Raw genomic sequence first — 26,110 nt, 5'->3', positions numbered from 1 at the left:
ATTGGATAGCCATTATTTCGGTATACCGCTATAATGAACAGCGAGAGGAGCCGTGACTTGTTTTGGACTCGAAAATTTTAAAAACAATGGATTACCATAAAATACTGCAATCGCTTGCCCGACATGCGGCTACCCCGTTAGGGGAACATGCTTCCTTGTCCCTGCTGCCGAGCACGGATTTGGAGGAAGTGAAGCGTCGCCTGCAGGCGACGGATGAGGCGATGACGATAGATCGGTTGAAGGGCGGAGCTCCCTTCTCTGGTGTTGCCGATATACGCCCTGCCGTAAAGCGCGCACGCATTAATGCAATGCTAAGCGCAAATGAATTGTGGGAGATTTCCGTGCTGATCTTCGCAGGTCGTCGCGTGAGACGCCATATTGAGAGTGTACATGAGGACAACCCGGTGCCGCTGATGATGGAGCTGGCGGATTCTTTAAGCTGGCAAAAAGAATTGGAAGATGAGATTAGACGCTGTATCGACGAGCAGGGTGAAGTGCTGGATCAAGCCAGTTCGGAGCTGGCAGCTGCACGTCGCGAGCTGCGCATCGGAGAAGCCCGTATTCGGGAAAAACTGGAATCGATGATTCGATCATCCAATGCATCCAAGATGCTGCAGGAGCAACTCATCACTATCCGAAATGACCGGTATGTAATCCCGGTTAAGTCAGAATACCGCGGTCATTATGGCGGAATTGTACATGACCAATCAAGCTCTGGTGCTACGCTCTTCATCGAGCCGGAAGCGATTGTTACGCTGAATAACAAGCTGCGGGAAACGAAGCTCAAAGAAGAGCGTGAAATTGAACGGATTCTGTCTCAATTGACCGAACATGTAGGTTTGCAGGTGGATCTATTATTGAATGATACAGATATCATGGAGCAGTTGGATTTTATCTTTGCCAAGGCTCGCTTAGCGCATGAGATGAAAGCTACGCTGCCACGCATGAATGACCGCGGTTATATGAAGCTGATTAAAGGCCGCCACCCGCTTATCGATAGGGAAAAAGTTGTGCCAATTGACGTGGAGCTTGGCAATGACTATACCTCAATCATTGTTACTGGACCGAACACAGGTGGTAAGACAGTATCGTTGAAAACGATGGGGCTGCTGAGCCTTATGTCCATGTCTGGTTTATTTATACCGGCGCAGGACGGCAGCCAAATGTGTGTATTTGATGCCATTTACGCCGACATCGGTGATGAGCAAAGTATTGAGCAAAGCTTGAGTACGTTCTCCAGTCATTTGACGAACATTATTCGCATTTTAGGTGAAATGACACCGAAAAGTCTTGTGCTGCTAGACGAGCTTGGAGCGGGAACAGATCCTGCGGAAGGTTCTGCTTTGGCGATTGCGATTCTCGAACATATTCATCGCCTGGGCTGCAGAATCGTTGCAACCACTCACTATAGTGAGCTGAAGGCATATGCATATGAGCGCAAGGGCGTTATTAATGCCAGCATGGAATTTGATGTGCAAACACTGCGTCCAACGTATAGACTTCTTGTTGGTGTTCCAGGCCGAAGCAATGCATTTGCAATTGCAGAACGCCTTGGCCTGCCATCCTCCATTATTGAACATGCTCGTGGAGAAGTGACAGAAGAGGATATGCGTATCGAGACGATGATCGCTTCACTAGAGGAGAACCGTCTTCGTGCAGAAGCGGAACGCGAGGAAGCGGAGAGGATACGGAAGGAAACAGAGCATCTTCGAGCAGTGCTTGCCTCTGAGGAAGCGAAGCTTCACGCAGAGCGCGACAAGCGAATCGAGCGTGCTTCCGAGGAAGCGCGCGAAATCGTTCGTAAAGCGCGTCATGAAGCGGATGACATCATTACTGAACTGAAGCTGCTCGCTCAGGAAGGCGTAAATGTGAAGGAGCATCTGCTAACCGAGGCGCGCAAGCGGCTGGATGAAGCTGCTCCAGCAAGCAAGCTTGCCTCCAAGGCGAAGCCAGCGAAGAAGCAGGCTCGCAAGATTGAAGCTGGGGATGACGTTATGGTGTACAGCTTGAATCAGAAGGGCAGCGTAGTCGAACTGGCGGGCAACGAAGCAGTCGTGCAGCTTGGCATTATGAAAATGAAGGTTCCAATGGACGATCTGGAACTTGTCACTTCCTCGGCTTCGAAGCAGAGCAGCAAGTCTGTCAAAACAGGCACAAATGTGAAGCGTACACGAGCAGATAATGTACGTTCTGAGCTTGACTTGCGCGGAGCCAACTTGGAAGAGGCCATCATTGAGGTGGATCGGTTCCTGGATGAGGCGCTGCTCGCTAATTTGGGACAAGTGTACATCATTCATGGCAAGGGGACGGGAATTCTGAGAACGGGAATCCAGGAGTTCCTGCGCAAGCATAAACATGTGAAGACGTTCCGTCTCGGCAACTATGGTGAGGGTGGTACAGGAATTACAGTTGCAGAACTGAAGTAACAGTGAACCGGGGAGGATGAATGTGGAACGATTTATTGAGCAATGGCTTAGTAACCCATACGTATCCATGTGTGCCTATTTTTCTGTAACCGTGCTGGCGCTTGTGTTGTTTTTGTCCATATTTGAATTAGTGACGCGATACAGATGCTGGGAAGAAATTCGCAAAGGAAATATTAGTGTTGCGATGGCCACATCCGGTAAAATCTTCGGGATTTGCAATATCTTTCGCTTCGGAATGGTAGCGCGGGATACACTGTATGCATCATTGACATGGGCGGCCCTTGGGTATGTACTGCTGTTATTGGCTTACTTTTTGTTTGGATTTTTGATGCCGTACTTCAAGTTGGACGATGAGATTCAAAAGGATAATCGTGCAGTAGGCTTATTGTCTATGGTGATCTCGGTATCCATGTCCTACATTATTGGAGCTAGCATTAAATAGATCAGTAGGTTTGAGGTTCGTTACTATCGCAGCGGAGGTCTTGCATGAAGTACTTATGGGGAACACTGTTTGCATTGGCAGCGATATTTATTATTATCGGAATCGTGTATTGGGTGAACCTGTAGAAGCTGTTATCAGTAGTAGCAGCCAGGCACGGACGAGTATAACGATATTGAGTGAAGACATCTAAGATAACTGAGGGATGTGCTCTGCAAGCAATTGAAGGAGCCTTCTCATTTACGAAAGGCAGGTTGATAGGACATGAGTCAAATTTGTCCTTGGTGTGATACGGAAATTGTGTGGGATGAGGTGCTTGGTCCTGAAGAGGAGTGCCCACATTGCCACAATGAACTGAATGCTTATCGAACATTGAATGTAGATATTGAGCATGACCCCGATAAGCAGCATGGCGATCATGATGAGCACGAGCATGATCAGGAAGAAGCAGAAGAAAAAGGCTGGTCCAACTTCGGATGGGCAGAGGATGCTGCCATGTTCGGCGATTCAGATTCCTTGCGCTATCAAGAGGGAGTGGACAAGGCACTGCATGGACAAGCTGAAGTACCAGAATGTCCACAATGCAGAGAATATATGTTGCTGGCCGGCACAGAAACCATTAGCTCCAATCATTTTGAGCCGAATGTATCAGAATCGTTGAAGGAGCCAATTGTAACGGCGCCTTTCCGAATGAATGTATATGTGTGCACATCATGCTTCCAAGTATCAAAAGTATTGGCCGAACCGCATCGTGAGCCGTTGATGGAAGTCGTTCGCCGCGCGCAGTCAGAATAAAATATCATAAGACGCCTGCTTTAGGGCAACTTAAAAGCTGTAACGAAGAGGGCTATATGCCCGATTAAGCAAGGGAGGGGTTCCCTTCGTGACAGCGCGTCTTGACGCTCAATCGCTTTTGCTGTTGATCGTTTTTGGCCTCTTTTCGTTGGCGAATGCTCTATCCGGGGCATTCGTCAATGTTTTTCTATGGAAGGCAGCCTCCGATTACAGCTTAATCGGCTGGTTTGCGTTCAGTCAGCAAATATCCAGTGGATTGGTCTTCTATTTTGCCGGCAAGTGGGTAAAGGAAGGCAACAAAATGAATTGCTTGCGGCTTGGAATCGGATTAGCGGGAGCCTTCTATGCAGCTGTGCTTTGGCTCGGCAAAGGTGCTGTTGATTACATATGGCTGCTGGGATTCCTGCTAGGTGCAGCATTCGGGGCCTTTTGGCTTGCTTATAACGTGGTGTATTTTGAGGTAACAGACCCTGACAATCGTGACCTATATAATGGCTGGGCCGGCCTAATTGGATCATGCTGCGGTATGGCTGCACCGTGGGCTTCCGGTTATCTGATCTCCAAGCTTGGCGATGGGATAGGTTATCGCATTATCTTTACCGTTTCGTTCGGGGTGTTTATTGGGGCAATTATTTTCAGCTTTTGGCTGCGCAAGCGTCCTCCTGAGGGGCATTATAACTGGACGCTGCCCTTTACAGAGTGGAAATCCACCGATAGTCCTTGGAGGCTCGCGCTGCCGGCGCTGGCTGCACAAGGTGTCAGGGATGGTGTCTTCGCTTTCTTAATTGGACTGGTGGTGTATATTGCGACGACAAACGAAATGAAGCTGGGGAATTACACGCTAATTACTTCAGCTGCTGCATTAGGCAGCTTCTATGTAATCGGTAAGATTATGCGCCCGGCCTTCCGTGCACCGGGTTTGTTTCTCGGAACAATTGCTATGGCACTTGCGGTCATTCCACTGTTTTTCCATGTTGGATATGGAAGTCTGTTGCTATTCGGTGTCATTACTTCTTTGTTCTCACCATTATTCGTTATCCCAATGACGTCGGTTACTTTCGACATTATGGGAGTAAATGAGCAGTCCGCATCACAGCGCGTCGAACTGACGGTATTGCGTGAATTTGGCCTGCTGATTGGGCGAATGGTGGGAGTTGCAGCCTATTTAGTTGTTGTTCAATGGAAAACGACAGATGCGGTAGTCGTTGCTTTTTTGACTGTCATTGGAGCGTTTCCGATTATCAGTGCAATATGTGTCCGAACATTAGTGAAAAATCATCCTCCGGGGAAATAAGTAAAGCCCTGCATGCTTCATAGAAGCAGTGGGGCTTTCATGCATTACATTCTCAAATAAGGATATGACGTCAATCTCGATTCACAACTTATCTCCTCGAATACCGAAATAGTCCAGCGTCTGGATGGGAACCACATTCAATCGTAACACCCACCTGCAACAATTCGCTTATCAGTTGAGGTTCGCAAGTATAAAATGCCGCTTCGTTTCCCAAATCAAAAAAGCGTTCTTGCCGTATCTTATGCAGATCCCCACTGTGTGTTGTCAGGGAGAATGTGCAATCCTTTTAGGCAATATAGGTTCCCAAGAACGCGATCCATATAGTAAATCCACGGGTTTTCCCCCTTATTCTGTATTTTCGGTTACATATTTCCCTGATATTGGGTTCATAATACATAGAGAACAACAACCTACAGACATGATGAAAGGAGTATGCTCAGATGCAATATGCTCAGCATAACCAACAGTCACATCAAGGCTCTATGAAGCCATTATCAGCGAAAGAATTAGAGTATATCGTTGACTCCATTTCCAATGAAGATTTGCTTATCAAGCAATGTGCGGCAACCGCTTCGATAGCGACAACTCCCGGCGTTCAACAGGCGCTGACACAAATGATCAATGTTCATCAGCAGCACATGAATGCATTGCTGCATACTCTACAGCAGCACGCACATTTGGCGCCAACCAGCCCGCAGCAATCTCAATAATAGAAGGAATGAAGGAGGAGCCGCAGTATGAATGGAGCTCAAAATAATCAATTCATGCAAGAAAAGGACTTGCTGTCTTCGATCTTGGCAGATTTGAAGCGAACCTCTCGCGAATATACAACAGGTGTTACGGAGGCTGCCTGTCCGGTGGTACGGCAGATGTTCACTGAGTTAACGCATAGCACGTTAACGCTGCAAGGTCAGCTGTTCACGATTATGGAACAAAATAATATGTATTCCGTAGCGTCACCTGCTTTGCGTCAAGAGATAAACAAGCTATTGAATGACAATCAACAGCTGCAAATGAAGTGCAATCAGTTCGTACAACAGAAGCTTGGCCAAGCGGGAGCGGGATATGGTCACTATCAGCAGCATGCTTATCCTTCCCAAGAGCATCACCAAGGGAACTATAACAATTACATGTAAAAAGGATAGAGGGCTGCTGAGCACATCGGCAGCCTTTTCTCTTGCTGAGGCAAACAATGCAAAGACCAACCAGTACAGCCGCAATTTCGCGTGGCCGTGGACCTTCAATTCCATTAAGGCAACAGGTATCATAGTTGTAGGAGATAAAGCGGATTCATTGCGAAGACCACTGATTATTGGCACGAGGCTGTGAAAAGGTGTATCATATGTAGCATATTTACACTAAAATCGGCTTGCCGCTGCAGGCCGAGGGAGGAACGAATATGAAGGAATTGAGCGATTTTAATATTAGCATACTGAAATTGTTAAAAGAGGACGCGCGTCGTTCCCCGGCGCTCATCGCTACGATGCTAGGCGTGGACGAAGAGAAGGTACGCACTGCGATTGCCGAGATGGAAGAGGAGCACGTCATTGTTAAATATGCAACGGTAGTGAATTGGAGCAAAGTTGACGACGAGACGGTTACGGCTCTCATTGAGGTTCAAATTACGCCTGAGCGCGGCCGCGGATTTGAGGGCATTGCTGAGCGGATTTATTTGTTCCCGCAAGTGAAATCCGTCTACTTAATGTCCGGTGCATATGATTTGCTTGTTGAGGTGGAAGGGAAGAACCTGCGTGAAGTGGCTTCCTTTGTATCCGACAAGCTGTCTCCGATTGAATCAGTTCTATCGACCAAAACTCACTTCATCCTGAAGAAGTATAAGCAGGATGGCATCATATATGAAGAGCGCGAGGATGATCATCGTCTCGTAATTACCCCGTGAAAGGTGATGTACCATGATTAAAGAAGAAGAGAAGCAAGCTGGCGTACGCTCTATGAGCGGCTACATTAATCCACTCGTGCGCGATATTGCCCCATCCGGTATTCGCAAGTTCTTCGATTTGGCTAATGCCAGCAAGGATATCATCACTTTAGGTGTTGGGGAACCGGATTTTTGCACGCCTTGGCATGTTCGTGAAGCTTGCGTATATTCATTGGAGCGCGGTCGTACGAAGTATACCTCTAATGCAGGGATGCTGGAGCTTCGCGAAGCGATCGCAGAATACTTAAACCATTCATTCCATGTGAAGTATGAACCGTCAGAGGAAGTGCTGGTAACGGTTGGCGGATCGGAGGCCATCGACTTGGCGCTGCGGACGTTGGTTGCGCCTGGCGACGAAATTTTAATACCAGAACCGTGCTATATCTCGTACTCACCAATCGTATCAATTGGCGGTGGTGTAGCGGTAGGAATTGAAACGCACGCTGAAAATCAATTCAAGCTGACAGCGGAGGCGTTAAAAGCCAAAATTACACCTAAGTCCAAGGTGCTGATTCTGTGCTATCCGAGCAATCCTACGGGCGGCATCATGACATATGAAGACTGGCTGCCAATAGCCAAGATTGTTGAAGAGCATGATCTGATCGTGATTTCAGATGAAATTTACGCGGAGTTAACGTATGATCAGAAGCATGTCAGCTTCGCTTCCATTCCGGGGATGAAGGACAGAACCGTGCTTGTCAGCGGCTTTTCCAAGGCATTTGCGATGACTGGCTGGCGTATGGGGTATGCATGCGGTCATCCGGAAATCATTGCTGCGATGATGAAAATTCATCAATATACCGTCATGTGTGCACCGATTATGGGACAAATTGCGGCACTTGAGGCACTGCGCAATGGTATGAGTGAGAAGGATCATATGATGGAGTCTTACAATCAGCGCAGACGTCTCGTTGTGAACGGCTTCCGCGAGATTGGGCTGGAATGCCATGAGCCGCAAGGGGCCTTCTATGCATTCCCATCCATTAAGTCTACAGGTCTTACTTCGGAACAATTTGCACATCGGCTGCTGTTCGAAGCTAAGGTTGCAGCCGTTCCCGGCGATGTATTTGGTCTGGGAGGTGAGGGCCATATTCGCTGCTCTTATGCGACATCTGTTACGCAGTTGAATGAAGCTCTCGACCGTATGGGGCGTTTTCTCGACAAGATGAAGCAGGAAATGTGATTTTTATTCATAATCAACGAAAATGAACTAGTTTTCTTTCTTTTCCTCTGGTATAATATAACATGTCTCGCTCAACTGTTCCATGTTATGGAACAGTTGGAGATATCTAGGATACTCTAGTCAAGCCATGAAGGGAGGAAAGGTCGATTGTTTTGTTCGAACTATACATTGACGTCGTATCCGCATAGTTCAGTGAGAGAAGAAAGATCTCATTTGAGATGGTCGGGCAGAACAAGAAACGTTTCGTCCAAGCTTCTGGCGCTTGAGTATGAAATCCTTGTCCTTCGCAAGCAGATGGAGCAAATGTTTCAAGAGGAGCAATCCTTTACTGCGGAGACAGTGATTGAGATTAGCAGCATGTTGGATTTGAAAATTAATGAATACATGAAATCACAATTGATGAAATAGATGAAGCAAGTAGAAGGCTCCTACGTGGAGTCTTCTTTTTTTGCCTATGTTGTTTATGATATAGTGAAGGTTGGGATTAACTTAACAGATATCAGTGATGTGGGCTGCGTAGAGAGGGGACAGGCTATTATGCGTAATTGGGGATGGATCGGTGTTCTAGCGGTAATGCTTGTGCTTGTGAGTGGTTGTGGGGGGCCTAAGGCGGATGCAACGATTTTCATTATGACATCCTCGTCAGTACCTCCTGAAATGACCCAAGCGTTGCAGGATGATCTCAATAAGACGTTTGAAAATAAATTTACAGTCCAAGTGGTAGCTTCGCCGCTGTATAGCATTGAGAAGCTGTTCGTGGAATATGCGGCAGGGGAAAATAGTGTCATGATCATTCCGGAAGAGGATGCGAAGAGAATGGCTCCTCAGGGAGGACATGTGCCGATGGATAAATATTTCGATGCCAAAACATATCGCGAAGGCGTGTATGAAGGTTCCGTATATGAAGGGAAGAATGAACGTAAGGGAACTTTCTTATTCTCGCTGCCGGCTGAGCAGCTGCCAGGTCTGAACAAGCACGGCATTAAGGAGAAGGGGTTGTCTGTTACGATCCCTTCACGGACTCCAGATGAAGCCAGATCCGTAGAGATTATTAAGGCACTTGCCGCAAAGAAGTAAGTTAGAAAGCGGTGAATGGAAGAACATTGCGGATAGCGAAATCCAAGCAATCGTAGAGCATCAAGTTAAGACAGAATAGGTGAAAGGGGGGAGCGCTCGTGATCATTGGTGTAACAGGAAGCACCGGGAGCGGAAAAACATCATTTGCACTGCACTATGCAGCAACTTTCGGGCATGAAGGATTTTATATGAAAACCCAACATACACCGCCTCCGGATGAATTGCCTGCGCCACCCCATTTCACATGGCAGACCATAGATACGGAATATGCATTGCCAGAGGTTCTTCATCGGATTAATGAGCAATCGAATATGTTTCGAGCAGATCGGCGCGTGCTGGTTATTGACAGCGTTACTGCTTATTTATACGGTGCGCATAAGAAAATTATGGATGAACTGGGCAATAAACAGGATCATGCAGCATATACTGCACGGCTGACAGCTGCGCGAATGGAGCTGCAAGAGGCGTTGTTCATATTTCAAGGCAAGCTGTTCATTATTACGAATGAGCCGCCGGGATATACACCGTTTACCAATCAATTGGAAGTGGAATACATTGTGCAGCACGCTGCATTGAATCGTGAGCTGGTGAAGCGAAGCTCGCAATGGTTCCGCATGACATCAGGCATACCAGAGGACATTAGCGCAAAACGGAAGCGAAAGTAAACCTTGTGACGCGTGCAGGAGACTTGAAGCCCAAGATAGATCGGTAGTGAGGGGGGCATTTGCAAATGAAATTATATACGCGGACGGGAGATGAAGGAACGACCTCATTGATTGGAGGACGTGTACCGAAGGATCATCTGCGGGTAACGGCATATGGTGAACTCGATGAGTTGAATTCCTTCGTTGGATGGGCGATCACATGCTGTCGGAGAAGTGAGATGGAGATGTTGCGCGAGCAATTGTCCACGATCCAGCATGAGCTATTTGATTGTGGTGCAGATATTGCTTATGCAGAGAAGAAGCAAGGCAAGTTTATCTATAAAATACGATCCGAACAAGTGGAGCAACTGGAAAAATGGGTGGATGAGCACGAGGCTGCGAATGCGCCGATAACGAAGTTTATTTTGCCAGGGGGATCGGAAACGGCGGCGGCCCTGCATGTTTGTCGAACGGTATGCCGCCGAGCTGAACGGCAGCTTGTTACACTCTCACATCAAGAGACAGTTCACGTGGACGTGATGAAGTATGTGAATCGATTGTCAGATTATTTCTTCGCAGCAGCCCGCCGTGCCAATATGCTTATTGGTGTTCAGGATCAGGAATATGTGCGAAGTGCTGACGTGTTCGGGAAGAAGGAACAGCATGATTGAAGAACGAGAGCAGCAATCGGACACCTTGGCAGGGGAAGTAGCAGCTGAGCTGTCGTATGTAGTTCCTGAAGGGGAGGAAGGGATTCAGCTCCGCACTGTTCTTCGCTCAAGGATGAACTTATCCAGACGCTTGTTAAAGCGGCTTAAGACATTAGAGCAAGCGATAACGGTAAATGGCGGTACCGAATATAATGGCAGAGTGCTAACTGTGCGCGATAAGCTCCGTGCAGGTGATGTGATTCGTGTGGAGATTGCAGAAGACTATGTCGAGACGATAGAACCCGAACCGATCCCGATTCACATTGTGTATGAGGACGAGGATATTCTCGTGCTCAATAAGCAGGCAGGATTGGTTGTACATCCGACTAAGGGATATCCAAATGGAACACTGGCGAATGGGGTCGTTCATCATTGGCGCATGCGGGGGGAGCGTACCCGGTTTCGTCCGGCGAATCGGCTCGATCAAGATACCTCTGGTCTGCTTATTGTTGCCAAGCATGGACATGCGCATCATCAGCTAGCAGATCAGATGCAGAATAATGAGGTATGGAAGCAGTATGAAGCATTTGTGTTTGGCGTGCCTAAGGAGAAAGAAGGAACCGTGCGCGCGCCAATCGATCGAGATAAGGAGCAGCCGCACCTTCGTGTCGTAACGCCAGACGGTTACGACTCCATTACACATTACCATGTGCTGGAAACCTATCAAGGGCAAGCTTCACGTGTAAGCTGCCGTCTGGAAACGGGACGCACACATCAGATCCGGGTACATATGAAGCATATCGGATGTCCACTGCTCGGCGATAAGTTCTACGCGGATCCGAGCTTGGTAAATACTCCCCTGCTTCATGCGGTAGTCGAGCCATTAACACGGCATGCGCTGCATGCCTCTGAGCTGCGATTCAAGCACCCGATGAATGGGTCGGAGCTTCATTTCACGGCTGAGCTTCCTCCAGAATTAGTGGAGCTGCATGAACGGCTTCTAGGATAGGACGGTCATTCACAATTGAGGATAAGAAAGGAGAAAATGAATGATGAACGTTACGGTGTATCAATATGCAAAGTGCAGCACTTGCCGAAAAGCAGTGCAGTGGCTGAAGGGAAAGGGCTATGAGGTTACATTGATCCCAATCGTTGAGGAGCCGCCTAGCAGTGAGGAATTACGTAAGCTTGTAGCTAAAAGCGGCTTGGAATTGAAGAAGTTCTTTAATACGTCTGGCGAGGTATACAAGGAGATGCAGCTTAAAGACAAGCTCCCTGCGATGAGTGAGCAGGAGCAGTTGGATCTGCTGGCTTCGAATGGCAAGCTGATCAAACGTCCGATTGTCACAGATGGGAAGCGGGCTACGGTTGGCTTCAAGGAGGACATGTTTGCAGAAGCGTGGGGAACAGCTTCCATGCATTAAGTGAAATGCTTCGGTCATGTTAAGCCTCATGAACAAGTAAGATTCCACATGGAGCATTTAACTTACAAAGAAAGGGGAGGGGAATTGTTGGAAGGAAGTCCGAGCTATTCTAAACAATGGTTATGGAATCGTAAAGAGGACCCGTCCAACACTAACGGCCCTCCCATGTTTTGTTATGCCTTGATTCATCTTGCTTGGTATTAGCGTGAGGATACAGTAGGCTTATTTTGACATGCGAGTAATGTAGGTGTTGGATGCGGTAAGCTCCCTTTTTGCGAGGGGGCTTTTTTGCGTGCATTTTTCTACGGCAGTAGATGTGAATTTGAGGAAGAAGGTGAACGGGCATGATATTTTTGACTTTGGAAATGTTGATGAAGCTGTGCTTGGCACTATTATTTGGCTTGTTAATTGGACTCGACAGACAAATAAAGCAAAAACAGCTTGGCCTAAGACCAAGTATGGTTATATGCATAGCCAGCTGCTTGGTTACGATTGTTTCTATTGAGGCATTCGGGAAATTTGGCGGAACCAATCATCCGAATATGGATCCGATGCGCTTGGCTGCACAAATTATTAGCGGGGTTGGTTTTATTGGGGCGGGCGTTATTTTGCGCAGAAGCAATGAGGTAATATCTGGACTTACCTCTGCAGCGCTCATCTGGTCTGCATCGGCACTCGGTGTGGCGATTGGGGCCGGTTTCTATTTGGAGGCAACCTGTGGGGCAGCACTGTTGATTGCAGCTGTCAATCTTATTCCGAATGCAATTAAGATGATTGGGCCTGCAAGACTGAATCGGCATGATGTGTCGTTGAAGATCGTCGTAGAGTCCAACCACCAAATGACCGATCTAATTAAGAAAATTCAGCGCAAGGATCGGCCAGCTGCCGAAGAGTTTCATATCCGCCACTTTAAGCTGAAGGATTTGGATTCGGATCGTCAGCGAATCGACCTGGTTCTTTCTGTGCCGAGTCAGCAGTATCTGACGGAAATTTATTATTACATTAAGAACATCGAGCACGTAATCAGTGTGGAGATTGAGCAGCTTTAGCTCTAAGGATAGCTAACGGCTGCATGAAAGGAGAGGAAGACCGCGATTAAATTAAAAACTATCAATTTAGATGGGCAATCAAATGGTATGGATTCCGGGCTTGGCAGAAACCGTTATCTAGGTCATGGAGGAATTATGATATACTTGTCTTTAGGCATTGAAGCGAAAGGGGTTATCCATACCAATGGAAGTACAATTGAATGGGAATAAAGAGCAGCGCTTACTGCTCGTTGATGGAATGGCGCTCTTATTTCGCGCCTATTTCGCTACAGCATACGGCGGTTCGATTCGCCGAATGAAGGATGGAACACCAACAAATGCGGTGTATGGTTTCATGAGATATTTTTGGGATGCAGTTGAGCGGTTCGAGCCGACGCATATTGCTTGCTGCTGGGATCTCGGAAGTAAAACATTTCGTTCAGAGCAATTCACAGACTATAAAGCAAATCGTCCCGATTGTCCAGAAGATTTAGTGCCTCAATTTCAATTGATTCGGGATGTGATGGATGGATTCGGCATTCCTAATATATCGGCTGAAGGCTATGAGGCAGACGATTGTATCGGAACCTTGGCGCGCCTATTCCGTGAAGATATGCATGTGTATGTATTGACAGGCGATCATGATATGCTGCAACTGGTACATGACAAGACTACGGTTGTCATCATGAAGAAAGGGCACGGTAATTACGCAGTATACTCCCCGTTGTCACTGCTGGAAGAGAGACAGTTGACTCCAGAACAGGTTATTGATGTGAAGGGGCTTATGGGGGATACAGCGGATAATTATCCTGGCGTTCGAGGTATCGGTGAAAAAACTGCACATAAGCTGATTCAACAGTACAGCAGCATTGAAGGGATCTTGGAAAATTTATCGGAGCTGGCGAAGGGTGTGCGAACGAAGATTGAAGCAGACCTTGATATGCTTCACTTGTCGCGTCAGCTTGCACGCATTCAATGCGATGTGCCGGTGGAATGCAAGGCAGATGTATGTGTATTTGCACCAGAACGCGAATCCGTCAGCGAAATATTTGAACGGCTTGAAATGAAGAGTATGATTTCGTATGTTGGCTTGTAGTCAATGTGCAGCGGCTAAATGAAAGGGAGGGGCAACTGCTCCTCCCTTTTGGCATATTTGATCCGTATAAAGTGCAAGATACCGAAAATAATTGCGCAAGTCTTAATCTGTAAATTGTGCCTCGCCAATCACCATGTACAGGAAGCCGCGCAGCTCTTCTCCCTCTTCCTCAGACAAACGATAAAAAGATTCCAAGTATCCTTCTTCCTTGAGATCGTCCTGACCAAGTATTGCGGTTAGCCCGCTTTGTAAATCGGTAACGAGCTTCTTGCCGTAAAAACGGCCTGTTGATGTAATCGCGAGGTCAAAGCGGCGATAGCTGTGCCCAACGAAGGTGACGAAGCGAGTCGTTGTCGTCTCTGTGGTGTCTGACAAAAAATCAAGATCGTGCTTGCTCATTTGTTAGCCTCCCTTAACTGCTGTTCCAATAAGAATGACTTTATTATATAGTAGCGTCCAACATTTAGAAATAGAAATACAGGAATTGACACTTGTGAGAAGCATGCTATAATGGTAATAAATTCATAACTAGGACGAGGAAGCACCTCATTGCGATACGTATGTACGTATTGTGATGGGGTGCTTTCTTTTTTGTCCGAGAAGTGAATAGAAGAACACAGCAGTAGAGGATGTTAACTCATTATCGATCCTATTGACTAAGGAGGCGTAGTTAATGCAGATTGTATGGATGGCTAGGCTGGAGCGAATGAAGCTGGAAGGAGTTGATAAGGTTCTGGATAAGAGAGATTCGGGAGATGAGTCTCGTCAGTATAGTACATATGGATTAGTGACTGCAGGAGAGGATGAAGGGAAATGGATTGTCCTCTGGGAACCGGATGGGCAGCCGTCTGAAGTATGGTTTGAGGGAACAGTATGGGCGGAAATGCGTGCGGCGATGCGGTGCGGATTGGCGCGTCTGCTCCATTCCGGGTATCGACTGTCGATAGGATTTGTACCGGAAGCTGATATACATGAGCGAAGAATGAAGGAGCGCAATGAGTGGATCGCTTGCTACGCGGATTTGTATGCTCGTTCCGAGGTGTATGAACAGCTTGCGAAATGGCGCAGGGATGTTGCGAGCAAGCTGCGGCGAGCTCCATACTGGATTGCGACTAATCGCATGCTCCGTATGGTTAGCGCTCTGCTACCGCAGACCTTAGAAGAACTGAAACAGCTCCCTGGATTTGGTGAGGCGAAGCTGAACGCCTATGGTGAAGATATTATTGCGATTGCCAAGCAATTCGAACGGACGACGACCTTTCCGCCGGATTGGATATCCACAGTTGTGTCACAAGAGGAGTTCGCGAAGTGGGTATATTCGGAATGGGAGTCGAAGCAGAACCAAGAGCTTTCCAAGCTTACAGATCGGCGCGTATTGCTAGAAGGACTGCAGCAGCAGCTTTCTATTGAGCAATTAATGGAGCGTCTACAGGTGGATCGGCGTGAATTGATCATGCGCATTGAGACGGTAGAGCGTGATGGCTACAATGTGAACAATCTGGCTGAATCAGAGCTCTGTTCGATGCCGGAAGAACAGAGAGCAGTCATTGAGCAGGCTTTTGCTGAACTGGGTGAAGAGTACTTGAAGCCAATTTATGTGCGGGCATTTGGCGAGGAAGCGCTGGATGGTTCCTATACTGAGGTGCAGGCGAACTATGAGCGTATTCGCCTCCTTCGGCTTCTCTATCGCAGTAGAGTGAGGAACAGTACCACGCAGGCAGCGAGCTGAGAGAGCGAATATCGCGTGTTTCAGGCGGCAATCGTTTGATGCTGGATATGTGTTGAATGGAATTACCGTTATGACTTGCAACACCCCGTTCCACAATTTAACATGGAACGGGGTGGATGTATTTTATATAGTTCCGATTCATTGGTGGATATGCGTGGTTGCTCGGCGAATGGCGGGTGCCACCTCAGCGGCCAACAGTTCGATGGCTGCAGCGACTTGTGAGAAAGGGAGGCCGCCGATATCTATCTGGGCAATAAAACGGTTATGGCCGAACAATTCATGCTGATGGAGTATCTTCTCGGTGATTTCTTGTGGGCTTCCTACAAAGAGGCCATGATTTGGAGCGGCAAGTTGCTCGAAGTCGCCAAGGGTTATGATGGACTCGCGGCCGCTGCGTCGCATGAAGTGCTTGCAGTAATTCGCGTAATAAGGATAGAATTCATCTCTTGCCTGCTGTGAGGTCTTGGCGCCGTAACCGTGACCTGTTACGGCGATTTGGAGAGTTTGCGGGTTGTGGCCAGCCTTTACCCCTGCTTCTCGATATATTTCCACCAGCGGCTTGAATTTGGCGTATTCGCCCCCTAATATCGCAAGTGCCATATTCGCTCCCAATGTTCCGGCACGTTCGGCACTTTCTGGCGAACCGCCAACGCCGACCCAAATGGGCAGTGCCTGCTGCACTGGACGCGGTGCTATTTCGGCATCGTTAAGAGGCTTGCGAAGTCTGCCGTTCCAAGTAATGCGTTCTTTGTCGTTAAGTTGAAGCAGCAGATCAATTTTCTCTGCGAACAATTTTTCGTAGTCTGCCTGATCGTAGCCGAACAAAGGAAACGATTCGACGAGCGCTCCTCAACCGGCGATAATTTCGGCCCGTCCGTTCGAAAGTAAATCAAGCGTGGCTTTATCTTCGAACACGAGCACAGGATCTGAACTGCCGAGCACCATGGTTGCGCTCGTCAACCGAATTTGCTCGGTGACGGAGGCAATTGCCCCCAAGACCACCGGTGTAGCGGATACAGCAAAATCCAGCCTATGGTGTTCGCCGACGCCGAACACATCGAGGCCCACCTCGTCAGCTAACTTGGCCGCGGCTACAATCTCCTCAAGACGTTGTCGCGGGCTGATGACTCGTCCGGTCAGCGGATCTTGAATGACGTCCCCAAATGTATACACCCCGATCTCGATACCGGAATGGCTCTTGCTATTTCGCGAGATGTTCTTCTTCAATCCCATTTCACCTCATATGATTTAGTTGAAACTATGCACTGGATTCTGTTCGTTGCAATTCGAATTATGATGTCTCTTGAGGAAATTGAAAAGTAGGCACTATAAAGTGGTATAGTATTGTTGAGGATACCATTGATGGGAAGAAATTGTGATTTTGGAAACAAAAGGGGAGTGTCCCGGAGCCAATTCCGCTATAGATGTTATTACGGGGAAATGGAAACCGAGAATCTTATATCGATTGTCGCAGTCTGATTCCGTGCGCTTTAATGAACTACGACGATTCATACCGGAAATAACGCAGAAAATGTTGACAGCTCACTTGCGAGAGCTTGAAGAGCATGGGGTTGTTAGTCGGGAAATATACCCTGAAGTACCGCCGCGAGTAGAATACTCGCTTACGGAATATGGACAAAGTATTATTCCGATCCTGCAATCGCTCCAGGATTGGGGAATGAATCACTTGTCTCGCTTGCAACAGAACCATGATGGATCGACTGGTACACGTACTCAAATGTAGTGATATGCTTTTTTTATAACAACTGGAACATAGATCGATTGTGATAGGAAACATGAGAGGGAGGGTGAATGCATGCGGATTGCGGAAATCACATTGCAGACGGATCGTCTCCATGAAATGAAGCAGTTTTATAGTGTGGTGTTGGAATTCCCGATTGAGGAAGAAACAACAGAGTCGTTCACTGTGCAAGCTGGACAATCGCGGCTAATCTTCCAGCAATCCTTTTCCAGTAAGGGATTTTATCATTTTGCATTTACGATTCCAGCGAACCAACTCGAAGAGGCAGGACAATGGGTTCAGCGTAAAGGTATTTCCTTGTACACGAAAGATAATAAAAACCAGTATTTTTTTGAAGATTGGAACGCAACGGCCTCTTACTTTTATGATCCTCAAGGCAACTTAGTTGAATTTATAGCGCATCACGCACTGCAAAATGCGGCACAGTCTCCTTTTGGAGCGCACAGTATGATTAGAATTAGCGAAATAGGTCTACCACTCTACCAATTTGAGAAAGGACTTGCGCGCATTTGTGAAGATTTTTCCTTACAGGTATGGCGAGGTGATGGCAAGCAATTTGCTGGAGTGGGTGACGAAGAAGGATTGTTCATCCTGATTGATATGACTCGTCCTTGGTTTCCTGACGGCAGAATGCCTGTTGTGGCTCCTGTAAAAGTCGTTATCGAAGGGAAAGCAAATCATTTCGTAGAGCTTTCCGGTTTGCCTTACCATCTTGGCAGCGCAACAGTCCATTGATAATGAGATAGGCTGCATGAACACTAATTATAGTTAACTGCTTTGCTAGGAAAATGAGAATATCGATGCATAGAACAAATAAGGGGTGATTCCAAAGCCATCGTTCATGACTTTGGAATCACCCTCGCCAGTTGTTAGATCCAATCTTTTTTGCGGAATAAGTAGAACATAAAAATACCTAATGCAAGCATGAATCCGATCATATACAGGGAGCCATACTCCCAGTCCATAATCGGAATATATCCGAAGTTCATGCCGTAAATACCTGTAATGAGTGTTAGCGGCATGAATATGGTTGTAATGGCTGTGAAGACTCTCATAATATCGTTCGCGCGATTGGCTATGCTAAGCTGATACGATTCCCGCAAGTTTCCCATAAGGTCGCGGAATGTTTCGAACGTCTCTGATACCTTGACGGCATTTTCATAAATATCCTGGAAGTACTTCTGCAGGTCGTCGCCGATCAAGCGCAATTCCTTGCGGTACAGGACAAGAAGTACCTCTTTTTGAGGGCCAAGCCCCTTCTTCAGCCATAGAATTTCACTGCGCAAACTTATGATTTCATTCAGATGTTCTTTCTTTGTGCTCATAATGAGCTCTTCCTCAAGCTTGTCGATCTTCGCTTCAATACGATCCGCTACCGTGAAGTAGTTGTCTACGACCAAGTCAATGAGCAGGTAAAGCATAAGGTCTGGTGTGCTTGCTTGCTGCTCCCACAATACGGGCTTCACCATGCGGAGCTCATTAATCTTCTGCTTCGTTACAGTAATAATGAAATGCTTGCCGAGGAAAATGTTCAATGAGCGTAAAAAGATCTCTTCATCGTCAAAACGGATGCTGTTGAACACGATGAAGTAGTGACCTTCATAAATCTCAATTTTGGGGCGCTGTTCTTCTTCACTCATACAGTCCTCTACAGCCAAATCATGCATGTGGAACAACGGTTGTAGAATAGCTAGATCCTCAACGTCAGCATCGATCCAGTAGAAGCCGTTCTCTGGCGGTGTTAAGGTGACATTGATATCTTCCTCAGTCGTGAAGACGCCCTCATTGACCAGACGGATTTTCATTGCACTCACTCCTTGGCGCTGTCGCCATTGCGACATGCGCATCGTCTAATGTTAGCAGACGATTCGAACAAGGCTGGTGCAGCATGCGCAGTCCGTCGTTCGCGCACGTGATATAAGCCTAGGCACAATGCTGAGCTAGGTTCTCTTCGGAGGCACGAGTCCCGACAGAGGACTGCGAACTTGCCGCTGCCTGTCGAATCGTTATATTCGGTTGTACGTACGTACTACGGAACGACCTCGGGTCGCCATCCATCCGAACTCACCTCAACTTGAATAATTGTACGTGGCATTATGCACCATGCGTCTCGTTAGGGAACCATGAGCTCCCAGCTAATCATAGATGGTTAAGGCTTTGACGCACCTTGTTAAGTATAACGCTCGTACTTGATCCTTTCAAGACTAAATCCATTGGCGGAATTCGTCAGTAATTAGCCTATGCGATGGTGTTTGAATGGTGATTTTTTTGTTGTGTTCACCCTCTTGACGAACAGCTTCTCTTTGCCGTACATTATTACCAAGGCCAAATCAAATGAATATTCATATAAGCAATCTTATCAAGAGTAGGTGGAGGGACAAGCCCGATGAAGCCCGGCAACCGGCAATGCACACGTATATTACGTGTGACGCACGGTGCTAATTCTTGCAGGACGATGGAAGTCGTTACTGACAGATGAGAGAGGCTCATGGGAACGTACAGCATGACCTTTCTCAAGTCGAGGAAGGTCTTTTTTGCGTCCTCCAATTAGTCAGCTAATGCAAGGCAGGCCGAGTTGCGGAATGGCTCTATGCATTATGTTAGCCATCACCGAGTACATTATCCAATTTCGAGGGGGAGAGCGTCATGCCGATTAAAATTCCGGATCATTTGCCGGCCAAAGAAATATTGACCCAGGAGAATATTTTCGTCATGGACGAAACGAGAGCCTATCATCAGGACATTCGTCCGCTGCGAATCATCATTCTCAACTTGATGCCGACGAAAGAAACGACGGAAACCCAATTGCTCCGATTGGTGGGCAATACGCCATTGCAAGTCGAGGTGACGCTTCTTCATCCAGCGAGCCATACATCCAAAAATACATCTGCTCAGCATTTATCTTCCTTCTACAAAACGTTTGAAGATATCGAGGGAGAGCAGTTTGACGGCATGATTATTACGGGAGCGCCTGTCGAACAGATGAAGTTCGAAGAGGTAAACTATTGGGAAGAGCTGTGCCGCATCATGGATTGGTCCAAGGAAAACGTTACTTCTACGTTCCATATTTGCTGGGCATCCCAAGCGGGTCTCTACCATCACTATGGCATCCCGAAATATGGGCTTGATCAGAAAATATTCGGTGTCTATGAGCACGTGCTGACCAAGGAAAATGTGAATCTGACACGAGGTTTTGATGAGATGTTCCTTGTCCCGCAATCCCGCCATACAGAGGTGCGGAAAGAGGATGTCGAGAAGGCTTCCGAGTTAGAAATATTAGCGGAATCGGAAGAAGCAGGTGTGTATTTGGTTGCGACACATGATGGAAAGCAAATTTTTGTGACCGGCCATTCCGAATATGATCCCTGTACCCTGAAATGGGAGTATGACCGAGATATCGCCAAAGGGATGGAGATGGACATTCCGAAAAACTATTTCCCGAACAACGATCCGTCCCGCAAGCCGTACTCCACTTGGCGTGCACATGCTAGCCTTCTTTTCTCCAATTGGCTGAACTACTACGTATACCAAGAAACACCTTACGAATTGGGCAAAGCCGTACCGCGCAAGGAAGGAGCTCGTGAATTATGATCGAACGTAATGAAGAGAACTACCGCATAGAAAGTCAGCTAGCTCAAATTGGATCGGTTCATGAACCGAAGACTGGAGCTATTAATTTCCCTATTTATCAAGCGACCGCATTTAGGCATCTGAGACTTGGCCAAAGCACAGGGTTTGATTATATTCGAACGAAGAGCCCTACGCGGAGCGTGCTTGAGGAAGCGGCTGCAGGATTGGAGCAAGGGGATGCAGGATTTGCTTGCAGCTCGGGGATGGCTGCATTGCAGACATTGTTTGCGATGTTCGGTCAAGGTGATCATCTGATCGTCTCCTTGGATCTGTATGGCGGAACATATCGTCTGCTGGAGCGGATTATGTCTCGCTTCGGCGTTACGGCTTCCTATGTAGATACGAATGACTTCGATGCGCTTGAGTCTGTTCGTACACCGCGGACCAAGGCTGTTTTCATAGAGACGCCTACCAACCCGCTGATGATGATTACAGATATTGAGAAGGTAGCGTCATGGGCAAAAGTGCATGGTATTCTTACTATCGTTGATAATACACTGCTAACACCATTTTTCCAGCGCCCGATTGAGCTCGGTGCAGATATTGTTGTTCATAGCGCAACGAAGTATTTAGGAGGGCACAATGATGTTCTCGCTGGTCTCATCGTGACAAAAGGCAAGCAGTTATCGGAGGAAATCGCCTTCCTGCACAATTCGATTGGCGCTGTGCTGAGCCCGTCAGACTCCTATCAATTGATGCGCGGCATGAAGACACTCGCTTTGCGCATGGAACGGCATCAATATAATGCGATTAGGATTGCAAATTGGCTTTTGGAACACCCTGCTATAGATACTGTATATTATCCTGCGCTTGAACAGCATCCAGGATACGAAATACAGCGGCGTCAATCAACAGGAAATACAGGGATTTTCTCCTTCCGTTTGAAGAATGCTGCCTATGTAGAACCGATTTTGCGCCACCTGAAGTTAATCGCCTTCGCGGAAAGCTTGGGTGGAGTAGAGTCGCTCATGACGTATCCGGCGGTACAGACTCATGCGGACATTCCGCAGGAAATTCGGGATCAGATTGGCGTTGATGATCGACTGCTCCGATTCTCGGTTGGAATTGAGCATGTTGAGGATCTGATTGCCGATTTGGAGCAAGCGATTCAAGCGGCTAGAGTAGAAGTGGAGGATAAGGGACATGAGTGAACACAATTCGATTCAATCATCGGATGACCATGCTGGCAAGCAATCGCGACGTTTTGCGACGAAGTTGATCCATTTTGGCGGCGAAATCGACGCTGGAACGGGAGCTTCAAGTGTGCCAATCTATCAAGCAACGACGTTCCATCATGAGGATATCTACAACCCTCCTCAATTTGACTACTCCCGTTCAGGAAATCCGACACGTGAGGCATTGGAGCAATATATCACTCTGCTGGAAGGCGGGACAAATGGCTTCGCCTTCGCATCAGGAATGGCGGCTATCTCTTCAACGTTTCTTTTACTGTCAGCAGGCGATCATGTCATCGTAACGGAAGACGTATATGGCGGGACTTATCGACTGTTGACTGCAATTTTAAATCGTTTGAACATTGAATCTACCTTCGTGGATATGACCGATATGGAGCAGGTGAAGGCAGCACTTCGTCCGAATACGAAAGCTGTCTATTTAGAGACACCGTCCAATCCTACGCTTAAAATTACGGATATTGCAGAGATTACAGTATGGGCGAAGGAGCATGGACTGCTTACGATGCTTGATAATACCTTTATGACTCCATATCACCAGCGCCCGATCGAGCTGGGGGTTGATCTGGTTCTACATAGTGCGACCAAGTTCTTGGGCGGGCACAGCGATGTGCTCGCAGGTCTGGCCGTTACAGCGAATGAGAGCTTGGGTCGCCGTGTGAAGCAACTGCAAAATGGACTGGGCACCGTGCTTGGCGTACAGGACAGCTGGCTGCTGATGCGTGGAATGAAGACATTGGAAGCGCGCATGAATCATAGTGAGCAAAGTGCCCGTCGTCTTGCTCAGTGGCTAAGCGAACGATCGGATATTGCTGCCGTTTATTACCCAGGCTTGGCGAATCACCCTCGCCGTGAAGTGCATGAGAAGCAGTCTCAAGGATACGGAGCAGTGGTGTCGTTCGATGTTGGTTCAGATGAGCGGGCGATGAAAGTGTTGAATAAAGTATCAATCCCGCTTGTTGCAGTTAGTCTTGGTGCAGTTGAAAGCATCCTGTCTTACCCTGCAATGATGTCTCACGCAGCTATGCCGCGTGACGTCCGCCTGCAGCGCGGGATTACGGACGGGTTGCTTCGCTTCTCTGTAGGCCTTGAACATGTCGAGGATCTGATTGCCGATCTGGAGCAGGCGTTGTTATCATGATCCAATCTACCAGCACCCTTCTCTTGGGAGGGTGCTGTTTTTTATGGGCAAGTTATGTTACGATTATTTAGTGAAGCTGCTTCTTTGGACCGATACAATGGACAGCATTGATGCTGAAGCGGCGTATGCAATAATCCGTACAATTCAACCCTGCCATGCGCAGGGCTACTTCGCTTTATATACGAGCATTAAGGCATTTTGAGAGGGGAAGTGACTGTGACGATGTCACCGATAGACCGCATTTTGGACAAAGCGCTTCGTGGCGAACGAATCAATACAGACGAATGCGTGACCTTGTTCGAATCTGATCAGATCGAGAAAATGGGGGCAGCAGCCGACCAAATCATGAAGAAATGGCATCCGGATCCGATTGCTACATTTGTAATTGGGCGTAATGTCAACTATACGAACATCTGTGATACGTATTGCAGATTTTGCGCCTTTTATCGTGCCCCTGGCTCGAAAGAAGGATATGTGCTCCCAGATGAGGTTATATTTCAAAAAATTCAGGAAACGATAGATGTAGAAGGTACGGAAATTTTGATGCAAGGCGGCACAAATCCAGAGCTTCCGTTCAGCTACTATACGAATCTGCTTCGAGAAATTAAGAAGCGGTTCCCGAATATTACGATGCATTCCTTCTCTCCTGCAGAAATTATGAAGATGAAGGAAGTGTCAGGCGGATTGTCTTTGGAAGAAGTGATCCGTCAAATCCATGAAGCAGGTCTCGATTCGCTGCCAGGCGGCGGCGCTGAAATATTGGATGACCGCACTCGCCGGAAGATCAGCCGCCTGAAAGGCTCTTGGCGTGATTGGATGGATGTAATGCAAACGGCTCATAAGGTCGGCATGAACACAACAGGCACAATGGTTATTGGCTTCGGAGAGTTACTTGAAGAGCGTGCGCTTCACTTGGAGCGTATTCGCACGGCCCAAGATGAATGCATGCAGAACGGCTATCCTTCCAAGGGTTTCCTTGCGTTCATTCCGTGGACATTCCAACCGGATAATACGAATATGAAGGCAGAGCGTGTATCGCCTGAGGAATATTTGAAGACCCTTGCAATCAGCCGCCTGTTCTTGGATAATATTCCGAATTTCCAAGCATCGTGGGTAACGATGGGGCCGGAAATTGGCAAGAAGACACTCAGCTTCGGCTGCAATGACTTCGGCAGCACGATGATTGAGGAGAATGTCGTATCAGCTGCCGGTGCAACGCATAAGGTCAATATTGGAAGCACACTGCAGCTTATTCGCGAGGCGGGGAAAATTCCTGCGCAGCGTGATACGAAATACAATATTTTGCGCGTGTTTGATGATGAGCATGCAACGGTAACCAAAGATTTTGTCATGCAAAATTAGGCGTCAACTATAAAATAGAACGGAGCACCTGTTAGGCCTTCCACTTGGAAGGCAGCAGGTGCTTTTTATTTTTGATCGTGTTTTCATAAGGATTGCGATCGTCCTCTGTTTTCCAGATTCGTCTTCGTATATCTCCATTCATGACCCCATATACTTAAGAAGGAACAGAAAGGAGTGGGCTCATGGAGTTATTCACGATCTCGTTGCCGCTGCGATCCGAATATGACGCAGTAACGTTGACCGACTTGCTGCAGCAGGAGCTGAGCGATTTACATAAACAGCCGAATGGCGTGGAATTCCAACAATGGTCTGAAGGGCAGACGGCTTGGATTACTTGCCGGGGCATCTTGCCTGGTTTTCAACTTTCTACACAAGGACAAGATGTATGGAATAAGGCTGCTAAGGCGGTAGCGGAATTTATTTTGTCTCATAAAGAGAGGCTGCTTCTTGCTTCATTAATTGAAAAGGATTCGAAATACAATGAGGTGGAACGTCGAAAAATTGAGGAGTACTGCCAGCAGTTGCTCAATGGCGGGGATGAATCGGGGTCAAGTGAGTCCAGGCGGAGACGCAAGGGCAAGTTAACTCGGGCATTGCGTCGTTATTTGGAGGATCATACAGATCTTAACGTTGAAGGGTTCATTCAGTTCCGCTTGCGTCATTATTTGTCTGAGCTGCGTGAAGTGGTCGATTATGCCATTGATGAATATGTGCTTGAGCGGCAGTATCAAGAGTTCATTGGACTATTGAAATACTTCGTATTCATTCAGGAGACGAAAATCCCGCTCGCCCACTTGATGCACAAGGGCGGACATGAGTTTACACTCCTAGACGAAGATCTTCAGCCGCTTGAGCCCAAGCATGTGATGAATGGCATGGTCGTGGAAATGATCGATTATGATATGGAGATGGAGGATATGATTGTGAGCACGCTCATCAATGTATCCCCACAAAACATTATCATTCACACGAGGGAGCCGGATTCGCAGGTCATTAAAACGATTCAGCAAATATTCGAGTCAAGGGTGCATGTATGTGTACTGTGCAATTCCTGTCATGCTGCGCTAGGCGGGGACGGTTGGCATTCGCGAGACTCTTGTACATAAGATGTGCAGGAGGGACAGTCCAAGCTTATCTCTGCGGCATTCTCGTCTGAAGGCAATCGGAATAACTTGACCACCTTGCGAAGATCGCATATAATATGCGGTATTGAGTAATCAATAGCATACACTATGCGATGACAAAGACATGAATAACGGACGGAACCGTTCAGAGAGAGGGATCAAGGCTGCAAGTCC

At 47.5% G+C, this 26,110-nt stretch carries 27 protein-coding genes, 1 pseudogene and 1 riboswitch; of the genes and pseudogenes, 25 read left to right on the top strand and 3 right to left on the bottom strand.

Translation table 11 applies throughout. The features are described 5' to 3' along the window. Positions 1-62: 62 nt before the first annotated feature. The 16 genes from PAV_RS17330 to PAV_RS17255 all read left to right on the top strand — a co-directional run bounded on the left by PAV_RS17330 (position 63) and on the right by PAV_RS17255 (position 13,995). On the top strand, positions 63-2,426 hold the full coding sequence (locus PAV_RS17330; RefSeq protein WP_005548520.1) for an endonuclease MutS2: 2,364 nt from the start codon (positions 63-65) through the stop codon (positions 2,424-2,426). A gap of 22 nt (positions 2,427-2,448) precedes the next feature. After that, complete coding sequence (locus PAV_RS17325) at positions 2,449-2,868, top strand: DUF350 domain-containing protein (protein WP_005548517.1); 420 nt, start codon at positions 2,449-2,451, stop codon at positions 2,866-2,868. 261 nt (positions 2,869-3,129) lie between these two features. Next, a complete protein-coding gene (locus PAV_RS17320; RefSeq protein ID WP_005548516.1) occupies positions 3,130-3,660 on the top strand; it encodes a hypothetical protein in 531 nt (176 codons plus the stop codon). Between the two features lie 88 nt (positions 3,661-3,748). Continuing rightward, positions 3,749-4,954, top strand: coding sequence for an MFS transporter (locus PAV_RS17315; protein ID WP_005548514.1), 1,206 nt, complete (start codon positions 3,749-3,751; stop codon positions 4,952-4,954). Between the two features lie 440 nt (positions 4,955-5,394). Further along, positions 5,395-5,664, top strand: coding sequence for a hypothetical protein (locus tag PAV_RS17310; protein WP_005548511.1), 270 nt, complete (start codon positions 5,395-5,397; stop codon positions 5,662-5,664). 27 nt (positions 5,665-5,691) lie between these two features. After that, a complete protein-coding gene (locus tag PAV_RS17305) occupies positions 5,692-6,090 on the top strand; it encodes a spore coat protein (protein WP_005548509.1) in 399 nt (132 codons plus the stop codon). Between the two features lie 263 nt (positions 6,091-6,353). Next, complete coding sequence (locus PAV_RS17300; protein ID WP_005548508.1) at positions 6,354-6,854, top strand: Lrp/AsnC family transcriptional regulator; 501 nt, start codon at positions 6,354-6,356, stop codon at positions 6,852-6,854. 13 nt (positions 6,855-6,867) lie between these two features. Then, entirely contained in the window at positions 6,868-8,076 is a 1,209-nt protein-coding gene (locus PAV_RS17295; protein ID WP_005548505.1) for an aminotransferase class I/II-fold pyridoxal phosphate-dependent enzyme, read from the top strand. A 213-nt stretch (positions 8,077-8,289) separates the two neighbouring features. Then, positions 8,290-8,484: an aspartyl-phosphate phosphatase Spo0E family protein gene (locus PAV_RS17290; protein WP_306416469.1), complete on the top strand. Its 195-nt coding sequence runs from the start codon at positions 8,290-8,292 to the stop codon at positions 8,482-8,484. Positions 8,485-8,508: 24 nt separating this feature from the next. Beyond that, complete coding sequence (locus PAV_RS17285; RefSeq protein ID WP_005548501.1) at positions 8,509-9,153, top strand: hypothetical protein; 645 nt, start codon at positions 8,509-8,511, stop codon at positions 9,151-9,153. 98 nt (positions 9,154-9,251) lie between these two features. Next, on the top strand, positions 9,252-9,818 hold the full coding sequence (locus PAV_RS17280) for a bifunctional adenosylcobinamide kinase/adenosylcobinamide-phosphate guanylyltransferase (RefSeq protein WP_005548500.1): 567 nt from the start codon (positions 9,252-9,254) through the stop codon (positions 9,816-9,818). Between the two features lie 65 nt (positions 9,819-9,883). After that, entirely contained in the window at positions 9,884-10,468 is a 585-nt protein-coding gene (locus PAV_RS17275) for a cob(I)yrinic acid a,c-diamide adenosyltransferase (protein ID WP_005548499.1), read from the top strand. After that, positions 10,461-11,456, top strand: coding sequence for an RluA family pseudouridine synthase (locus PAV_RS17270; protein WP_005548498.1), 996 nt, complete (start codon positions 10,461-10,463; stop codon positions 11,454-11,456). Before PAV_RS17275 ends, PAV_RS17270 begins: the two co-directional genes overlap by 8 nt. A 40-nt stretch (positions 11,457-11,496) precedes the next feature. Continuing rightward, on the top strand, positions 11,497-11,871 hold the full coding sequence (locus tag PAV_RS17265) for an arsenate reductase family protein (RefSeq protein WP_005548497.1): 375 nt from the start codon (positions 11,497-11,499) through the stop codon (positions 11,869-11,871). Positions 11,872-12,215: 344 nt separating this feature from the next. Then, positions 12,216-12,920, top strand: coding sequence for an MgtC/SapB family protein (locus tag PAV_RS17260; RefSeq protein ID WP_005548495.1), 705 nt, complete (start codon positions 12,216-12,218; stop codon positions 12,918-12,920). 184 nt (positions 12,921-13,104) lie between these two features. After that, entirely contained in the window at positions 13,105-13,995 is an 891-nt protein-coding gene (locus PAV_RS17255) for a 5'-3' exonuclease (protein ID WP_005548493.1), read from the top strand. Positions 13,996-14,097: 102 nt separating this feature from the next. Here the strand turns inward: PAV_RS17255 and PAV_RS17250 are convergent, their stop codons facing one another. Next, positions 14,098-14,394, bottom strand: a complete 297-nt coding sequence (locus PAV_RS17250; RefSeq protein ID WP_005548491.1) for a DUF3055 domain-containing protein — start codon at positions 14,392-14,394, stop codon at positions 14,098-14,100. Between the two features lie 274 nt (positions 14,395-14,668). Between PAV_RS17250 and PAV_RS17245 the strand changes: the two genes are divergently transcribed. Next, complete coding sequence (locus PAV_RS17245; RefSeq protein WP_005548490.1) at positions 14,669-15,724, top strand: HRDC domain-containing protein; 1,056 nt, start codon at positions 14,669-14,671, stop codon at positions 15,722-15,724. A gap of 138 nt (positions 15,725-15,862) precedes the next feature. Here PAV_RS17245 and PAV_RS17240 read toward each other — a convergent pair. Continuing rightward, positions 15,863-16,957, bottom strand: a pseudogene (locus tag PAV_RS17240) (LLM class flavin-dependent oxidoreductase). A 142-nt stretch (positions 16,958-17,099) separates the two neighbouring features. On the opposite strand from PAV_RS17240, the gene PAV_RS17235 reads away from it, so the two are divergent. Together PAV_RS17235 and PAV_RS17230 are read left to right on the top strand one after the other, a co-directional pair. Continuing rightward, a complete protein-coding gene (locus tag PAV_RS17235) occupies positions 17,100-17,468 on the top strand; it encodes a winged helix-turn-helix transcriptional regulator (protein WP_005548487.1) in 369 nt (122 codons plus the stop codon). 72 nt (positions 17,469-17,540) lie between these two features. Then, positions 17,541-18,221 carry a VOC family protein gene (locus tag PAV_RS17230; protein ID WP_005548486.1) on the top strand — a complete coding sequence of 227 codons (681 nt, stop codon included), beginning with the start codon at positions 17,541-17,543 and terminating at the stop codon, positions 18,219-18,221. 134 nt (positions 18,222-18,355) lie between these two features. Here PAV_RS17230 and corA read toward each other — a convergent pair whose 3' ends face one another. Beyond that, positions 18,356-19,291: a magnesium/cobalt transporter CorA gene (gene corA / locus PAV_RS17225; RefSeq protein ID WP_005548485.1), complete on the bottom strand. Its 936-nt coding sequence runs from the start codon at positions 19,289-19,291 to the stop codon at positions 18,356-18,358. Between the two features lie 548 nt (positions 19,292-19,839). Continuing rightward, positions 19,840-19,968: riboswitch (SAM riboswitch) on the top strand. Positions 19,969-20,132: 164 nt separating this feature from the next. Between corA and metA the strand changes: the two genes are divergently transcribed. The 6 genes from metA (at position 20,133) to ytxC (ending at position 25,918) form a co-directional block, all read left to right on the top strand. Beyond that, complete coding sequence (gene metA, locus PAV_RS17220; protein ID WP_005548484.1) at positions 20,133-21,077, top strand: homoserine O-acetyltransferase MetA; 945 nt, start codon at positions 20,133-20,135, stop codon at positions 21,075-21,077. Next, on the top strand, positions 21,074-22,267 hold the full coding sequence (locus tag PAV_RS17215; RefSeq protein WP_005548483.1) for an aminotransferase class I/II-fold pyridoxal phosphate-dependent enzyme: 1,194 nt from the start codon (positions 21,074-21,076) through the stop codon (positions 22,265-22,267). The genes metA and PAV_RS17215 overlap by 4 nt, the downstream gene beginning before the upstream one ends. Continuing rightward, positions 22,260-23,450, top strand: a complete 1,191-nt coding sequence (locus PAV_RS17210) for a trans-sulfuration enzyme family protein (protein ID WP_005548482.1) — start codon at positions 22,260-22,262, stop codon at positions 23,448-23,450. The genes PAV_RS17215 and PAV_RS17210 overlap by 8 nt, the downstream gene beginning before the upstream one ends. Before the next feature lie 43 nt (positions 23,451-23,493). Next, positions 23,494-23,652 (top strand): hypothetical protein, encoded by a 159-nt coding sequence (locus tag PAV_RS34745; protein WP_005548481.1) that lies wholly within the window; start codon positions 23,494-23,496, stop codon positions 23,650-23,652. 20 nt (positions 23,653-23,672) lie between these two features. Continuing rightward, positions 23,673-24,812, top strand: coding sequence for a cyclic dehypoxanthinyl futalosine synthase (gene mqnC, locus PAV_RS17205; RefSeq protein WP_040736184.1), 1,140 nt, complete (start codon positions 23,673-23,675; stop codon positions 24,810-24,812). 182 nt (positions 24,813-24,994) lie between these two features. Then, entirely contained in the window at positions 24,995-25,918 is a 924-nt protein-coding gene (gene ytxC / locus PAV_RS17200) for a putative sporulation protein YtxC (RefSeq protein WP_005548477.1), read from the top strand. Positions 25,919-26,110 lie beyond the last annotated feature (192 nt).

The organism is Paenibacillus alvei DSM 29 (genome assembly GCF_000293805.1).
GTDB lineage: Bacteria > Bacillota > Bacilli > Paenibacillales > Paenibacillaceae > Paenibacillus_B > Paenibacillus_B alvei.
Note: the sequence above shows the minus strand (reverse complement) of the source record. Positions and strands in the feature narration are given on the sequence as shown.

Bases quoted from the DNA above. Each gene is read 5' to 3' on its own strand.
- PAV_RS17270 (WP_005548498.1), top strand. From the start codon at position 10,461: ATGATTGAAGAACGAGAGCAGCAATCGGACACCTTGGCAGGGGAAGTA.
- corA (WP_005548485.1), bottom strand. From the start codon at position 19,291: ATGAAAATCCGTCTGGTCAATGAGGGCGTCTTCACGACTGAGGAAGAT.
- PAV_RS17255 (WP_005548493.1), top strand. From the start codon at position 13,105: ATGGAAGTACAATTGAATGGGAATAAAGAGCAGCGCTTACTGCTCGTT.
- PAV_RS17215 (WP_005548483.1), top strand. From the start codon at position 21,074: ATGATCGAACGTAATGAAGAGAACTACCGCATAGAAAGTCAGCTAGCT.
- ytxC (WP_005548477.1), top strand. From the start codon at position 24,995: ATGGAGTTATTCACGATCTCGTTGCCGCTGCGATCCGAATATGACGCA.
- PAV_RS17295 (WP_005548505.1), top strand. From the start codon at position 6,868: ATGATTAAAGAAGAAGAGAAGCAAGCTGGCGTACGCTCTATGAGCGGC.
- metA (WP_005548484.1), top strand. From the start codon at position 20,133: ATGCCGATTAAAATTCCGGATCATTTGCCGGCCAAAGAAATATTGACC.
- PAV_RS17300 (WP_005548508.1), top strand. From the start codon at position 6,354: ATGAAGGAATTGAGCGATTTTAATATTAGCATACTGAAATTGTTAAAA.
- PAV_RS17305 (WP_005548509.1), top strand. From the start codon at position 5,692: ATGAATGGAGCTCAAAATAATCAATTCATGCAAGAAAAGGACTTGCTG.
- PAV_RS17265 (WP_005548497.1), top strand. From the start codon at position 11,497: ATGATGAACGTTACGGTGTATCAATATGCAAAGTGCAGCACTTGCCGA.
- PAV_RS17320 (WP_005548516.1), top strand. From the start codon at position 3,130: ATGAGTCAAATTTGTCCTTGGTGTGATACGGAAATTGTGTGGGATGAG.
- PAV_RS17210 (WP_005548482.1), top strand. From the start codon at position 22,260: ATGAGTGAACACAATTCGATTCAATCATCGGATGACCATGCTGGCAAG.
- PAV_RS17245 (WP_005548490.1), top strand. From the start codon at position 14,669: ATGCAGATTGTATGGATGGCTAGGCTGGAGCGAATGAAGCTGGAAGGA.
- PAV_RS17230 (WP_005548486.1), top strand. From the start codon at position 17,541: ATGCGGATTGCGGAAATCACATTGCAGACGGATCGTCTCCATGAAATG.
- PAV_RS34745 (WP_005548481.1), top strand. From the start codon at position 23,494: ATGGGCAAGTTATGTTACGATTATTTAGTGAAGCTGCTTCTTTGGACC.
- PAV_RS17310 (WP_005548511.1), top strand. From the start codon at position 5,395: ATGCAATATGCTCAGCATAACCAACAGTCACATCAAGGCTCTATGAAG.
- PAV_RS17275 (WP_005548499.1), top strand. From the start codon at position 9,884: ATGAAATTATATACGCGGACGGGAGATGAAGGAACGACCTCATTGATT.
- mqnC (WP_040736184.1), top strand. From the start codon at position 23,673: ATGTCACCGATAGACCGCATTTTGGACAAAGCGCTTCGTGGCGAACGA.
- PAV_RS17260 (WP_005548495.1), top strand. From the start codon at position 12,216: ATGATATTTTTGACTTTGGAAATGTTGATGAAGCTGTGCTTGGCACTA.
- PAV_RS17250 (WP_005548491.1), bottom strand. From the start codon at position 14,394: ATGAGCAAGCACGATCTTGATTTTTTGTCAGACACCACAGAGACGACA.